A 17,661-nucleotide genomic window follows, 5' to 3' on the forward strand; every position below is an offset into this window, starting at 1 on the left:
GTTCCCTACCTTACAGTTTACAACATAATATTTTACACCTTTTAGTTCAAATCTATTTTTGGCGCTTAGAATAAACAGGCTTATCCCCCACCTAAAATCTGTTTATCTATAGTATCTATTTATGGATAAGAAACAGCCCCAAAAAACCACCTTTCCTATAAAGGTAATTGCAATCCTCTTACTTATTTGTTTAGGAGGTAACCAAACTATATCCGCACAACAAACCACAACTTGGACCCAAAATAGTCTTACGGAATGGGAAAGTATTTCTAGTGATGGTAAAGTTCGTGTGGTATGTAAGGTTAACAATGGTACCTCTATCATTGGCAACGAAAATATAGATTGTGCCAAAGCTAATACTTATACAGACCCAGCCATTGTAGGTAGTTCTTCTATTGAAATTGAAGTAAGTTCTATAGCTGCAGGTAATCTTTCTTTTGAATTTTATGAAAATACCCCGGGTGACATTCCAGTATATATAGTAAACCCTATCATTAATGTAGATAAAGTAGGTACATTTTCAATAACACTAGGTGACTCAGCCACAGCAAATTTTAATTTTACAAATGGCACATGGAACGAGTTGAGTTCTGTTGGACCTATATTTCAATCCACTGCAACATCCTTCAACATAGATGATTCTGCTCTTCTATTTAGTAATGGTGGAGAGTGTGGAAATGGAATAGATAGCGGAACGGGCGCTGGAAGCCTATCGGTAGATGAGCCCTCTCACGCTATTCAAATGAATACAAATGTAACTGGTGGCTTACTAGGAATCCCTCTTTTTACGGCTTCTGATAAAGTAGAATTTGTTTTATCCAATCTTGAAATAGCAGAACCAGAAATTGAAGTAACTAAAACCGTTACCGAAGCTTACAGCATACCTATTGCAAGCGGAGATATGGTTCAATACACCATAGAGGTAGCTAATACGGGTAATGTAGAATTAACAAATGTAATATTGAGCGATAATTTTACAGATGCCAATTCTAATACATTAACACTTGTAGGACCAACATTTAGCAATAACTCCATGGGGTCTGCCATGGGAACCCTACAAGCTGGTGAAACGGCTACCTATGTTGCTAGCTATACTTTAAATGCTAGCGATTTAGACCATGGGGGCTTTATAAATCAAGTAACGGTTACAGCAGATAGTCCTTATGGACCTGCAGACACGACCGATACTTCTGATGATGGTGACGATTTAGATGGAAATACGGAAAACGACCCTACAGAAAGTTATTTTCCCATTGCTCGCGATGATTCCGATAGTTTAGATGAAGATACTTCTAAAGCTATCCCAGTTATGTCTAATGACGATTTTAGTGGAAATGGACCGGGTATAAGTGATATTTTCTTGGTAACACAAGGCACTAATGGAGACGCTGTATTAAATATAAATGGCACGCCTAATAACCCTGTAGACGACTTTTTCACTTACAGTCCAGATGAAAATTATAGTGGTACGGACACCTTTGTATATGGTATACAAGATGCACTTGGGCACATTTCATACGCCACGGTATCTATTACCATAAATAGTTGCCCAGAAGCTGGTAATAATGGTGTTCTTAGTTTATGCGAAAACAGCGTTCCAACAAACGCTGACCTATTTAATGCGCTAGGAGGAACCCCAGATACGGGGGGCACTTGGGTAAATAATGGGGATTCTACTTTCACATACACCGTTTCAGCAAGCTTACCTTGTACACAAGATGCTTCTGCAACTGTTTTTGTTTCCTACACTATGGAACCTGAAGCAGGTACTAACGGTAGCCTCATAATTTGTGAGGGCGATACCGTGAATGCTTTACAGCTTTTTGCACAACTTGGTGGTACACCAGACACCGGAGGTACATGGTCTCCTGCTTTGGCAGGCGCTGGCACCTATACCTACACCGTTGCGGCTACATCACCTTGTGGCACCGATGCTACGGCACAAGTTGTGGTAACGGAACAAACGGCACCGGATGCAGGTACTAACGGTAGCCTCATCATTTGTGAGGGAGATACCGTAAACGCCTCACAACTTTTTGCACAAATTGGTGGCACCCCGGATACCGGAGGTACATGGTCTCCCGCTTTGGCAGGCGCTGGCACCTATACCTATACCGTTGCGGCTACAGCACCCTGTAGCGCAGATGCTACCGCAGAAATTGTGGTAACCCAGCAAGCGGCACCGGATGCAGGTACTAACGGTAGCCTCATCATTTGTGAGGGAGATACTGTAAACGCTTCACAACTCTTTTCACAACTTGGTGGCACCCCGGATACCGGAGGTACATGGTCTCCTGCTTTGGCAGGCGCTGGCACCTATACCTACACCGTTGCGGCTACAGCACCCTGTAGCGCAGATGCCACCGCACAAATTGTGGTAACAGAACAAGCGGCACCGGATGCAGGTACTAATGGAACTTTAGTTATTTGTGAAGGCGACACCGTATCCGCCTCACAACTCTTTGCACAACTTGGTGGCACCCCAGATACAGGCGGTACATGGTCTCCCGCTTTGGCAGGCGCTGGCACCTATACCTACACCGTCGCGGCAACAGCACCCTGTGGCACCGATGCTACCGCACAAATAGTGGTAACCGAACAAGCGGCACCGGATGCAGGTTCTAATGGAACTTTAACAATCTGTGAGGGCGACACCGTAAACGCCTCACAACTTTTTGCACAAATTGGTGGTACCCCAGATACAGGCGGTACATGGTCTCCCGCTTTGGCAGGCGCTGGCACCTATACCTACACCGTTGCGGCTACTGCGCCCTGTAGCGCAGATGCTACCGCAGAAATTGTGGTAACCGAACAAGCGGCACCGGATGCAGGTACTAATGGAACCCTGATTATCTGTGAGGGCGATACCGTAACCACCTCACAACTCTTTGCACAACTTAGTGGTACACCGGATACCGGAGGTACATGGTCTCCTGCTTTGGCAGGCGCTGGCACCTATACCTATACCGTTGCGGCTACAGCACCCTGTAGCGCAGATGCTACGGCACAAATTGTGGTAACAGAACAAGCGGCACCGGATGCAGGTACTAATGGAACTTTAGTTATTTGTGAGGGAGATACTGTAAACGCTTCACAACTTTTTGCACAACTTGGTGGCACCCCGGATACCGGAGGTACATGGTCTCCTGCTTTGGCAGGCGCTGGCACCTATACCTACACCGTTGCGGCTACAGCACCCTGTAGCGCAGATGCTACGGCACAAATAGTGGTAACCGAACAAGCGGCACCGGATGCGGGTAGTAACGGAACTTTGACTATCTGTGAGGGCGACACCGTAACCACCTCACAACTCTTTTCACAACTTGGTGGCACCCCGGATACCGGAGGTACATGGTCTCCTGCTTTGGCAGGCGCCGGCACCTATACCTACACCATTGCGACTACAGCACCCTGTGGCACCGATGCTACGGCACAAATTGTGGTTACCGAACAAGCGGCACCTGATGCGGGTAGTAACGGAACTTTAACTATCTGTGAGGGCGACACCGTAACCGCTTCACAACTTTTTGCACAAATTGGTGGCACCCCGGATACCGGAGGTACATGGTCTCCTGCTTTGGCAGGCGCCGGCACCTATACCTACACCATTGCGACTACAGCACCCTGTAGCACCGATGCTACCGCACAAATAGTGGTAACCGAACAAGCGGCACCTGATGCGGGTAGTAACGGAACTTTAACTATCTGTGAGGGCGACACCGTAACCACCTCACAACTCTTTGCACAACTTGGTGGTACACCGGATACCGGAGGTACATGGTCTCCCGCTTTGGCAGGCGCTGGCACCTATACCTATACCGTTGCAGCTACAGCACCTTGTAGCGCAGATGCTTCGGCAGAAGTAGAAGTGATAGAAGATGCAACAGATTTAAATGGAAATTCGGTTCCAGATTGTGCAGAAGCTCCGCCTGTACTATTAATTCCAACCATAAGAATAGACAATATTACCAGCGATAATATTATCAATATTCAAGAATCCGAAACAATGCTTAACATTTCTGGTGATGTAGGCGGCGACTTTAATGAAAGGGATTTAGTAACCCTTCAACTTAATAACAATACATATACGGTTGCTGTGAATGCAGTTGGTGCATTTGTTGTAACAATTAGTGGTCAAGAATTAGTTCTTGACGAAGATTGGACCATATTGGCACAAATTGTTACGCAAGACGTGTCTGGAAATACCGGTTCAGCTACAGTATATCATACCTATAACGTAGATATTAATGCACCTATAGTTGATAGTTTTACAGCTCCAGTTTTAACACCAATTCTAACAGGACAAGGTGATGTAAATGAACAATTACTTATAGAAATTGATACAGACAATGATGGATTGATAGATGTGGTTTATGAAACCACTACGGATATTAATGGAAATTGGTCGTTGGATGTAAGTAGCACTCCAATTTCAGGTTTGTATGGAAATATAACCTATGAAAGCAGCTTAGAAATTACGGCTATCGATGCGGTGGGCAACCGAGGGCAGGGAACCGTAAACTTTGTTATGGAAACCAATCCAGATACAGATGGTGACGGATTAACCGATGAGGAAGAATCAGATTTGGGAACGGACCCAAATAACCCGGATACGGACAACGATGGTGTAAACGACGGACAAGAAACAACTGACGGTACAGACCCACTAAACCCTTGTGATTCCATAGGTGGTACGCCTCCCGCGGACGCAACTTGCGATATTTATATTAAGAACGATGTAGTTACACCAAGTCAAGCCAATGGAGGATTCAGAATTTTTAATATTGAATACTATCCGGACAATACAGTAGAATTATTGAACAGATATGGGTCCCTAGTTTGGAACACACGGAAGTATCATAACGAGAATAATTATTTCCATGGAATAGGCAATGACAGTAAACAGCTGCCAAGTGGAATTTACTATTACACCATCAGATATCGTGTTAACGATAATTATAAAATAAAAAAAGGATACCTGTTTATTAATAAATAAGCTATGGCAAAATACGTATTATACTTATTGTTTATTCTTGGTACCCTTACGGTTACGGCGCAACAAGATGCCCAGTTCACCCAATACATGTACAACACACAAGTTGTAAATTCAGCCTATACTGGTTCTAGGGAAAATCTTGGAATTACAGGGCTGCATCGCTCACAATGGGTTGGTTTGGATGGTGCGCCAACGAGCCAAACACTTAGTTTAAGTTCTCCGGTAAGCGAGCGCGTTGGCTTAGGTTTCTCTTTTGTTAATGACGAAATTGGTAATGGAACCATACAAGATTCCTTTTTTCAAGGCGTATTTGCCTATCACCTACCTGCAGGACCTGCAACTTTATCCTTTGGTCTATCGGCCGGAGCTAGTTTTTTAAACGTTAATTTTGCCAATCTTACCAATTATGACGCCTCTACGGCACCGGTAGGAAGTGGAGATGTATACAAAAAATTCTCCCCAACCGTGGGTGCAGGCATCTATTATCATAACGAAAAATTCTATGTGGGTTTGTCTACCCCTAGTTTTCTAAAAACAGAACATTTTGATACGGACGACACGAACGATAGTAGCATCTATTTAGAAAATATTACTTGGTACGGAATAACCGGGTATGTATTTGATTTGGGCGATAAGACTAAATTTAAACCCGCTACTTTGGTTAAATTAACCAATGGCGCGCCTCTTGCAGTAGATGTATCTGCAAATTTTATGTTCAACCAAAAATTTATTTTAGGTGGTGCCTATAGAATAAACAATGCACTAAGTGGTTTATTGGGTTTTCAATTAAACGAAAAGCTGCTTATGGGGTTGGCCTATGATAAAGAAACAGCCAGTTTAGGAGGTGAAACATTCAACAATGGTTCATTTGAAGTTTTCTTAAGATATGAGTTTATCAAGAAAGAGAAAATAGATTTAACTCCTCGATTTTTTTAGTTATAAGTCATGAAGTATTTAGCTACCCTCATATTATGTATCTGCTTTTTGTCCCTAATGGGTCAAAAAAAAGAAAATACCGCCAAAAACTATGACCACTATGGCTATATGGTAGATACTGCACCTTACAAAAATTTATTGGATAAGGGCATGCCTGCTTTAGAAATTTACAAAACCTTGGGCAATGCCAATTATTTACAAGGAAAGTATGATGTAGCTTCTTATTGGTATCATAAACTGATGGAATTTACGGCAGAAAAAAATTATGACCCCCAATATCTCTTTAGACTGGCCTTATGTTTAAAAAGTATAGGTGAATATGAAGCATCTGACCGTTGGATGGAAAAATTTGTATTGTTGAACCCGACTGACCTTAGAGCTAAAAATTTTGTGGCAAATAGAGATTATCTAAAACAAATAAACCAAGCTTCAGACGGTACGGAACTCCTTAACCTAAAGAATATTAACACCGCACAATCAGATTTTACCCCGGTACTTTATGAGGACAAATTGATTTATGCAACTGCCAAAACAAGGGATACCGAAAAAAAACTAAAACTTCCATATCTAAATCTCTACAAAACCCAATTAACCAACGGTTTACCACAAGGTACTTCAGAACAATTTTCTATTAACCTAAATACTGAGGCAAACGAAAGTTCAGCGGTATTTACCAAGGATGGAAAAACAATGTACTTTACCCGTAACAACATGAGAAAAGGGAAATTTGTTCGAGACAAAGAAGGTATAAGTAGATTAAAAATTTATCGCTCCCGTTTAAAAGGTGGAAAATGGGGTCCGGCAGAAGACCTATCTTTTAACAATGACGCGTATTCTACTGCGCATCCTGCCCTAGATAGCACAGAAAGCTATTTGTATTTCTCCTCAGACATGCCCGGAACATATGGTGCTTCTGACCTTTTCAAGGTAAAAATTAATAAAAACGGAAGCTTTGGTTCACCTGAAAATTTAGGGCCCAATATAAATACTGAAGCCAAAGAAAGTTTTCCATTCCTAGCTGTGGATGGAGTTTTACATTTTGCCTCTGATGGCCATCCAGGTTTGGGCGGAATGGACATCTTTAAATATGATGAAAAACTTAAAAAAGTAGTAAATCTAGGTGCTCCTGTTAATAGCCAAGCAGATGATTTTTCTTTTGTTACCAATGCCGATGCTACGTATGGTTATTTAGCATCAAACCGGTCTGGTGGTGCAGGACAAGATGATATTTATGCCTTAAAATTAGCCAATGCCAATTGTGAAAAAACCATTACGGGTTGGGTAAAAGAAGAAGGTACTAATAACACCATTTCAGAAGCAAACATCTTGTTTATTGGTGATGGTGGTAAAGAACTACTAACTGTTACAACCATGGCAGATGGTAGTTTTACGGCTACCCTACCCTGTCAAGAAGAGTTAACCATAATTGCTGGTAAGAATGGCTACAGACAAGGAACGTTTGAAGTGGTTAATTTTGATGAACAACATAATGAACCTATTACTATTACCATAGGAAATAACGGCGCAACTGGAACCGACTTAGTAAAACTGTTGCAGCTAGATCCAATTTACTTTGACTTAAATAGTTCTTACCTACGGTATGATGCGTATCCCAATTTAGATAAGGTAGTCAATTACTTAAAAGAACATCCAGAAGTGGTTTTAGAAATTGGCTCCCATACAGACAGCAGAGAAGAAGATGCTTATAATCTTTGGTTATCCAATAGACGTGCAAAACGTACTTTAGAATACATAATAGATAAAGGCATAGCATCCAATAGACTTACGGCAAAGGGCTATGGCGAAACAAGATTGGTAAACAATTGCAGTAACAACAGTTCTTGTTCAGAAGATGCCCATCAACAAAACCGGAGATCGGAATTCATTATAAAATAATAGTTCTAGACCGCCAGAATTAAAAAAGCTTTCATAAAATGAAAGCTTTTTTTTGTTTATAAAGTAGGCATGTACCCATCTTAGTTCATCCCTTCTTTTCTTCCATTCACCTACACTTTATTGTAAACCAATTATTTATAGGACTATGGGGTAATTATTGTTAATATATTCATTCCTACAACACCATTACTACTCTTTATGGCTCTTTTCATCGATTATTTTAGGAAAATTCAACAATATTACTATACAAAATTTACTTGTTCACCTCGATTTTTTGAAAACTTACAACAAATTATCTGTAGTATATAACCTACATTTTATGTTTGTTTAACATTATTTTATGATGTACAAGGTATATTAGGAAACAGTATGAGAAAAAACACTCCCCAAAACTTGAAAGCCATTTGGTTTTTAGTTGCAGTATTTATGTTTTTACTTCCCGTAAAAGCAACAGAAAATAACAAATTGAATACGGATAAGGATCCTTTAGATTTAACATCCGTATTCTATGCGCCACCCGTAATAGATTTAAATGGTTTTACTACTGGTGTAAACCATGAGGTAAACTACCAAGCTTCAACCTCCTCGGTGGCCTTTATATCTTTCTCTCCCACATTAACCTCAGATACGGGGACCATTTTAAGTGCCACCATAGATGTGGCCAATAATACGGATGCTACGGAAATAATGTATCATACTACTGATGGATTTATCTATAGTCTTGGGGCAACAAACGCACCTAGAAATTATACTTATGCTGGTTCTACAATAAGGGTAACGCATAATTTAACTTCATTTACCATTACAGAAGCATTTGGTAATCCTATTCCAAATGCAGACTTTTTAAGTTTTCTTGGAGACTTTGCCTATGGCAACCTAACCAATACCCCAACGGTAGCACCTAGAACAATTACGGTAAACGTAACAGATGCAAGTTTAAATACCAGTTCTGCTGTTACAACCATGCGCGTTTATTCTGAGCTGCCCGCGGCTACAGATGATACCAATTCCACCTTGGCCAACAACCCAGGTACCGTAAGCGGTAATGTTTTAACAGACGGGGCAGATACAGGTACCGGTATTTTTGTTTCTGAGGTAGATGTTTATCCTGCACAAGTAGGTAATGCCTACCAGACCTTATACGGTACCTTTATAATCAATGCCAATGGTACCTACACCTATGATGTAGATAATGCAAACCCCGCTGTTACAGGATTAAAAAATGGGGAAAGTATTCAAGACATTGTTTCATATACCGTAGAAGATGCAGCGGGCATATTTGATTACGGTATTTTAACTATTACAATTAACGGGGTAGATGATGCACCCGTAGCTTTGGATAACACCAATCAAATTAACGTAGTAACCGAAGCAAATGTTTCTGGAAACATTATTACCGATATTGGTGTCGATGGTGCTGATTTTGTAGACAGGGGGCTTTCTCAATTAATTTGGGAAAATGAATTTAGTGCACCTGGAGGAGTATTTAATGGATTCTCTGCTCCAGTGAACGGACAAACTAGGACCATTTCAGGTGTAAACCTGAATTTTACCACTACGGATATCTCAAATATAGGTGTTCCAGACCAAAATCAAACAGTAGTTCAAACAGGAACAAATGGTGGGCATACTGGATATTTATTATTTGCAATAGATGCTGCAACCAATCCTTCTAACGCTACCCAATTAATCATAGATTTTAGTGAGCCAGTTTTTAACTTAGGTTTTCTGGTTACCGATATCGATTTTTCCCAAGGCACGTCTTGGCAGGATCAGATGCAGATTAATGGTAGCCTTGGCGGCAATCCTTCTAATTATACATTTACAACAACTGCAGGTGTGGTTGTCGCTGGCAACGATACTTATTATGGAACAGGAAATGCTATTGCTAGTGATGCAACAGGTAATATCAATGTTTTCTTTGAAGAACCTATAGACCAATTAGTATTAAGTTATAATTATGGTCCAGATGCTACTGACGCGGACCAAGGCTACCAAATTGCGGGTATTTCAGATATTTACTGGCAGGGAGACAATCCCAATATTGTAATCTCGGAAATAGATGCAAGCGCGGCAAACGTAAATACTACTTACACAGGAACTTACGGTACTATTATTGTAAATTCAGACGGTAGCTACACCTACACTCCAGATACAACAAACCCTGCGGTAGCCGGTTTATTGGTTGGTGATACGTTAACCGAAACCTTTCTATATAGACTAAGCGATGGTTCAAATTCGGACACGGCTAATCTAATAATAACTTTAAACGGAACAAATGTAGATACGGATGGTGATGGCACTGTGGATAATCTTGATTTAGATGAGGATAACGATGGTATTTTGGATATTAACGAATTTGATTGCCCAGCTGGATATATAGATTTAGGAACTACTTTTTCTGATAATATTAATACAAATGGATCTATTGTCAACACCTATAATTATAATGGGGTAACCGGTACATTTTCTTATGAATTGCTTAATAACGCTGTTTGGAACAACGGTGTTAACAGCGCTGGTCCTACGGCAGGTATTGATGGCAATTACGTAAATGTACAACCTACTAACACCAGTTTTTTACCTCAATATATTTATCCCAAAGACGCAAATAATATAGACGCCGCCGTATATACCTTCACGTTTGATACTCCTATTCAAATTTCTGAGTTTAAATGGGGCGGATTGGATAATGCAGATAGAGCTGACTTTTCTGCTTCTTTAAATGGTAACAATGTACCACTAGAAATCTCTAATATTAACATAAACCCAGCTAATATTACCATTTCAAATCAATCTGTGGTAAGTCTTTCTGCCGGAGCTAATGCCCCTAACAACTCAATTTCAGTGTCCTCTAAAGGCGCAGTTGACACCATTATTATTGTTACAGGTAAGAATGATGGAAGAGCAGGAAATGTTACTATGCAATTTTATGAATTTACTTATTGCATCGCTGTTGACACCGATTTAGACGGTACACCAGATTACTTAGATTTAGATAGTGATAATGATGGTTGTTTTGATACTGTGGAAGCTGGCCACATAGATAATGATTTGGATGGTGAAGTTGATGGATCTGGGTATGACAGTAACGGACAAGTGACTGGGGCATCTACCGCCTATTCTGGTAACACTACTGGTACTACACTAGCTGTGCAAAAAACTATAGATACAGCCCCAGCTAACCAAGCAACAGTAGATGGTGCTAATGCCACTTTCGAGGTCGTTGCTTCTGCTTTAAGTGCTTCTAGTTTTTCAAATGGCACACCCAATTATGACACAAATGTAAATGGTGGCTTAAACTTTCAGTGGTTTGTTAGTACTGATGGAGGTAGCAATTTCAATATTCTCAGCGGTGAAACGGCAAGTACATTAAACCTGACCAACGTTACTTTAGGAATGAACGGAAATATATATAGAGTTGTCGTTTCTCATTCAGATAACATATGTCCAATAGAGGCTCAAGCAATACTTACCGTTACCCCTGCTCCTACAATTACTATTTTAACTCCTATTGAAGGTGATAATATTGTTAATTCAATAGAAGACGGTGACGTGACCATTTCCGGTACCACTACAGATGTGGAGGACGGACAGATCGTGACCGTTACCTTCTCCGATGGTACCAACACCGTTACCACTACGGCTACCGTTGCTGGTAACACTTGGACGGCAACCGATGCCGATATCTCTGGATTGGACAATGGTACCGTTACCGTGACAGCCGATGTTACGGACGTAGCCGGCAACCCGGCCACCGATAACGACCCGGTTACTTTGGACAATACCCTACCGACCATAGATATCACAACGCCTATCGAAGGCGATAACATCGTGAACGCAAGTGAGGATGGCGACGTGACCATTTCCGGTACCACTACAGACGTGGAGGACGGACAAATCGTGACCGTGACCTTCTCCGATGGTACCAACACCGTTACCACTACGGCTACCGTGACCGGTAACACTTGGACGGCCACGGATGCCGATATCTCCGGATTGGACAATGGTACCATTACCGTGACCGCAGATGTTACGGACATAGTCGGTAACCCGGCCACCGATAACGACCCGATTACTTTGGACAATACTATACCGAACATCGATATCACAACGCCTATCGAAGGCGATAACATCGTGAACGCAAGTGAGGATAACGACGTGACAATTTCCGGTACCACTACGGATGTGGAGGACGGACAAATCGTGACCGTTACCTTCTCCGATGGTACCAACACCGTTACCACCACGGCTATAGTTTCTGGTAATACCTGGACGGCCACGGATGCCGATATCTCTGGATTGGACAACGGTACAGTGACCGTGACGGCCGATGTTACGGACGTAGCCGGCAACCCGGCAACCGATAACGACCCGATTACTTTGGACAATACCCTACCGACTATAGATATCACAACGCCTATCGAAGGCGATAACATCGTGAACGCAAGTGAGGATGGTGACGTGACCGTTTCCGGTACCACTACGGATGTGGAGGACGGACAGATCGTGACCGTTACCTTCTCCGATGGTACCAACACAGTTACCACTACGACTACCGTTTCTGGTAATACCTGGACGGCCACGGATGCCGATATCTCAGGATTGGACAATGGTACCATTACCGTGACCGCGGACGTGACCGACGTAGCCGGCAACCCAACAAGTGATGCAAACATCATTACTTTAGACAATACACCTCCCAATCCAGTTTTAACAATAGATGACGTTACAGCAGATAATCTATTAAGTGCTGACGAAAGAAATGGAAATATCGCTATCACTGGAACCGTAACGGGAGATTTCAACACAGGAGATACGGTAACCATTTCAATCAATGGAACCAATTATACAGGAACGGTAACCCCAGGTGGGTTATTTAGTATAACCGTTCCAGGTACGGAATTGGCCGCAGATCCAGATATGACTATAGATGGTAGCATCACCACAACAGATGTAAACGGAAACTCAAATACCGCTATTGCTAGCAAAACATATGATTTAGACAATGATGGTGATGGCGTGCCAGATAGTACAGATACAGACGATGATAATGACGGTGTACCAGATGGTACGGACAACGCTCCATTAGACCCCTCTAGCTGTCAAGATTTAGACGGTGATGGTTGTGACGATTGTTCTGCAACTGCTAGTAATGATTTTACACCTGGTCCAAATTTTGATACGGCCAACGACGGTGAAGATACAGACGGCGATGGGCTTTGTAACAGCTTTGATGAAGATGATGATAATGATGGTATACCAGATGTTGTAGAAACAACTGCAGATTTTGATAATGACGGAGTGCCCAACAGTTTAGATTTAGACAGTGATAATGATGGTATTCCAGATATTGTTGAAACGGGTAATGCAAGCTTAGATAGCAATGGTAATGGTAAAATAGACGATACTGAGAGTCCGGCCGGTACCAATGGTATACCAGATAGTGCAGAAGATGGGGGCACGGATGGTAATGGCGTTTCTAACGTACCAGTAGATTCAGATGGTTCTGGCAGTCCAAATTATTTAGATATTGATTCTGATAATGATGGTATATTGGATACCGTTGAAGCACAGGCAGATGGTAGTTTAACACAACCTACTGGAACAGATACAGATGCAGATGGTATTGATGATGCCTTTGATACGGACGAAAGTGGAAGTTTTATTACTGCTCCAATAAACTCGGATTCAGATCCGCATCCAGATTACTTGGATTTAGATAGTGATGATGATGGAATCGTAGATAATATTGAGTGGCAATCAACTTCTAGCTATTTACCACCAAGTGCCGATAGCGATGGTAATGGTTTAGCAGATAATTACGAAACAGCCGCAGGTTCTGGCCAGTCCATTAACCAACCGGTTAATTCAGATGGTCAAGATAATCCAGATTTTAGGGATACGGATTCGGACAACGATGGCCTATCAGATTACATAGAAGCGTACGATACAGATGCGGATAATACCGCTGATACTTCGCCATTGAACGTAGATACGGATAATGATGGTCTTGACGATGCATTTGACAACTCTATTTCAGCTCCAAATGGTATAGAAGATACTAATGGTGCTACCAACAATGGGCAGGTTGCAACAGATTTTCCAAACGATCAAGATCCATTTACGGCAGAGGTAGATTTTAGAGACGAAAATGTACACCTTACTCCAATAGATACGGATGGAGATGGGTATAATGATGATGTTGATATTGACGATGATAATGATGGTATCTTAGATTATGTAGAATCCTTAGGTTTTGAACCTACCAACACGCAAGGAGATGATTGTGGTATTCCTCCAGGTTCCTTTACCAATGGAACGTATATTGGTGGAACAGGATTAGGTGCCGGCACCGTTAATGCGCAGTATCGTTTTTCTAATGTGGTAACTTCTTCCTTAGGAGTTTTAGATGCAATTGTTACCATTACAGAAATGGATGCCAACGTAACGTTTAATACTATAGATTCTAACGCTATTGGTAGTGATGACGCTTGGCAGCCAAGTTTTGACATCAATGGTATAGCTGGTGATACGGGAAGTGTTACTTTCTCTATAACACTGGTAGCGGCAGGAACAAATTTCCAAGTGAACCTTTCAAGGTTTGGTGGGGCTATTTATGACATAGATGGTGCAGATGTTAATGAAAGTGTAACCTTGGCTAGACCGGGATTATATGCTTTGGATTCCAATACCTTAATCAATACATCAGAAAATTTAGCCACAGGTACCGTAACTTTTAATGGTCCCAACCAGTCATGGGCCGGGGTAGATTTTGGTCCACGTCTGGCAATGTATTTCAATTACTATGAAACCTATGAATTTAGAATAACCTTTACCGGCGAATTGTTAGCGGGTGCTGTAGACAACAGTTATTTAGGTTCCGTATTATTCCAAACTTGTGATATAAATGGCCTATTTGATCCTTCTAATACAACTTCTAGCAACAACACGGCCGGCACACCTACCGGAGTTACATCTGGTCCGGGAACCGCCCCTGTATTTGTAGTAAATGATGGAATTGATTCAGATAATGATGGAATTTCAGATGATTTGGATATTGATTCTGATAATGATGGTATCCCAGATAACGTTGAAGCCCAACTAACTTCGGCCTACACGGCTCCTGGTACTGCAGATAGTGATTTTGATGGACTTTTAGATGCTTATGAAGGTACCGGAGACCAAGGTTTATCGGCCATAGATACAGATGCAGATGGCATATTGGATTATTTGGATACAGATTCTGACAATGATGGAAAAACAGATACTCAAGAAGCTGGATTCACCACCGCTCCTAACAACTTGGATGCAGATGGGGACGGACTTTTAAATGGCTATGATGATGTGGATACTACTGGTGGAGTTTATGATTCTAATGATGACCAAAATAACGGTGCCATTGATTTACCAAATAATGATGTAATAACAACCACTGAAGTGGATTACAGAGAAGCAGCTATTGATGACAATGACAATGATGGCATTGCAGATTCTATTGATTTGGATGATGATAATGATGGTATTTTAGATACAGTAGAAAGTACTACGGGAACAGACCCTAGTGCAGATGATGATGCAGATGGTATTGAAAATTACAGGGACACCGATTTTGGGCCAGATACCAATTCTGATGGTATTGTGGATCTTTTTGATACCGATTTAGACGGTGTACCAAACCATTTTGATTTAGATGCAGATAATGATGGAATCTATGATGCTGTTGAAGCTGGTCATGATCAAGCACATACCAACGGATTGGTAGATGGTGCCGTGGGTACAGATGGTATTCCAAATACAGTTCAAGCAGCTGGTCAACAAAATAGTGGTGCTGTCAATTACACCTTGTCAGATTCAGAGAGCACAGCAGACGGTACGCCAGATTATTTAGAATTAGATGCAGACAACGACGGTTGTAACGATGTAACAGAAGCTGGCTTTACAGATGGAGACGGAGACGGTATATTAGGAGAGTCGCCTTTGGTTGTAGATGCAAATGGTTTAGTTACAGGAACCAATGTTAGTGATGGGTATACAGAACCTGCCAATGTAGATAGCGCAACAGATCCTAACTATGATTTTCAACAGCCTGGAACAACCCCTAGCATCACAAATACAGCCAACCAACCACAAGACGTGCTAACCAACGGTAGTACTCCAGAAACATTTGCCGTTACCGCAAATGGTTCCAATTTAACCTATCAATGGGAAGTAGACAATCAATTAGGAGGTGGCTTTGTTGCTATTGATGATGCTAACGCAACGGATATATATACGGGTAGCACAACGGCTGTTTTAACATTAAATGGCATAACTGCTAGTGAAAATGGATATGTTTATCGTGTAATAATTACAGATGCATCCTTTGGATGTTCTCCACTTACTTCTGCAACCGCAACGTTAACAGTAGATGTTACGGCACCGGTGATTACCATAGATGTGGTAGCAGGTGATGATGTTATAAACGCAGTTGAAGACGATGCTCCGGTAACCATTTCAGGTACCACGGACGCAGAAGATGGCCAAATTGTCACTGTAGTTGTAAACGGAAATAGTTATACGGCAACGGTAACTGGCGGTACGTGGAGTTTAGACATCCCTGCAGTAGATGCACAGGCATTGGATGCTTTGGAAACAATTACCGCAGATGTTACTGATCTGGCTGGTAATGCAGCTACGCAAGCAACAAGAGATATTGAGCATGACGTATTAGCTGTTATCAATATCACAACGCCTATCGAAGGCGATAACATCGTGAACGCCAGTGAGGATGGTGACGTGACCATTTCCGGTACCACTACGGATGTGGAGGACGGACAGATCGTGACCGTTACCTTCTCCGATGGTACCAACACCGTTACCACTACGGCTACCGTTGCTGGTAATACCTGGACGGCCACGGATGCCGATATCTCTGGATTGGACAACGGTACCGTTACAGTGACCGCGAACGTGACCGATTTAGCCGGTAACCCGGCCACCGATAACGACCCGGTTACCTTGGACAATACCCTACCGACCATCGATATCGATTTGCCTATCGAAGGCGATAACATCGTGAACGCAAGTGAGGATGGTGACGTTACCATTTCCGGTACCACTACGGATGTGGAGGACGGACAGGTCGTGACCGTTACCTTCTCCGATGGTACCAACACCGTTACCACTACGGCTACCGTTGCTGGTAACACTTGGACGGCCACGGATGCCGATATCTCTGGATTGGACAATGGTACCGTTACCGTTACGGCCGATGTTACGGACGTAGCCGGCAACCCGGCCACCGATAACGACCCGATTACTTTGGACAATACACTACCGACTATAGATATCACAACGCCTATCGAAGGTGATAACATCGTGAACGCAAGTGAGGATGGTGACGTGACCATTTCCGGTACCACTACGGATGTGGAGGACGGACAAATCGTGACCGTTACCTTCTCCGATGGTACCAACACCGTGACCACTACGGCTACCGTTGCTGGTAACACTTGGACGGCAACCGATGCCGATATCTCCGGATTGGACAACGGTACCGTTACCGTGACCGCCAATGTTACCGACGTAGCCGGCAACCCGGCCACCGATAACGACCCAATTACTTTGGACAATACCGTACCGACTATAGATATCGATTTGCCTATCGAAGGCGATAACATCGTGAACGCAAGTGAGGATAACGACGTGACCATTTCCGGTACCACTACGGATGTGGAGGACGGACAGATTGTGACCGTTACCTTCTCCGATGGTACCAACACCGTGACCACTACGGCTACCGTTGCTGGTAACACTTGGACGGCAACCGATGCCGATATCTCCGGATTGGA

At 42.4% G+C, this 17,661-nt stretch carries 4 protein-coding genes; all 4 read left to right on the forward strand.

Translation table 11 applies throughout. The features are described from left to right. Window positions 1-121 precede the first annotated feature (121 nt). On the forward strand, window positions 122-4,996 hold the full coding sequence (locus BUL40_RS11675; RefSeq protein WP_080319408.1) for a DUF7507 domain-containing protein: 4,875 nt from the start codon (window positions 122-124) through the stop codon (window positions 4,994-4,996). A 3-nt stretch (window positions 4,997-4,999) separates the two neighbouring features. Then, a complete protein-coding gene (locus tag BUL40_RS11680; RefSeq protein WP_080319409.1) occupies window positions 5,000-5,932 on the forward strand; it encodes a PorP/SprF family type IX secretion system membrane protein in 933 nt (310 codons plus the stop codon). Between the two features lie 9 nt (window positions 5,933-5,941). Next, window positions 5,942-7,828, forward strand: a complete 1,887-nt coding sequence (locus BUL40_RS11685; protein WP_080319410.1) for an OmpA family protein — start codon at window positions 5,942-5,944, stop codon at window positions 7,826-7,828. A 369-nt stretch (window positions 7,829-8,197) separates the two neighbouring features. Next, window positions 8,198-17,661 (forward strand): Ig-like domain-containing protein (locus BUL40_RS11690; RefSeq protein WP_080319411.1); only part of this gene is annotated, 9,464 nt, incomplete at its 3' end.

The organism is Croceivirga radicis (assembly GCF_002072105.2).
In the GTDB taxonomy this organism is placed as follows: Bacteria; Bacteroidota; Bacteroidia; order Flavobacteriales; family Flavobacteriaceae; genus Croceivirga; species Croceivirga radicis.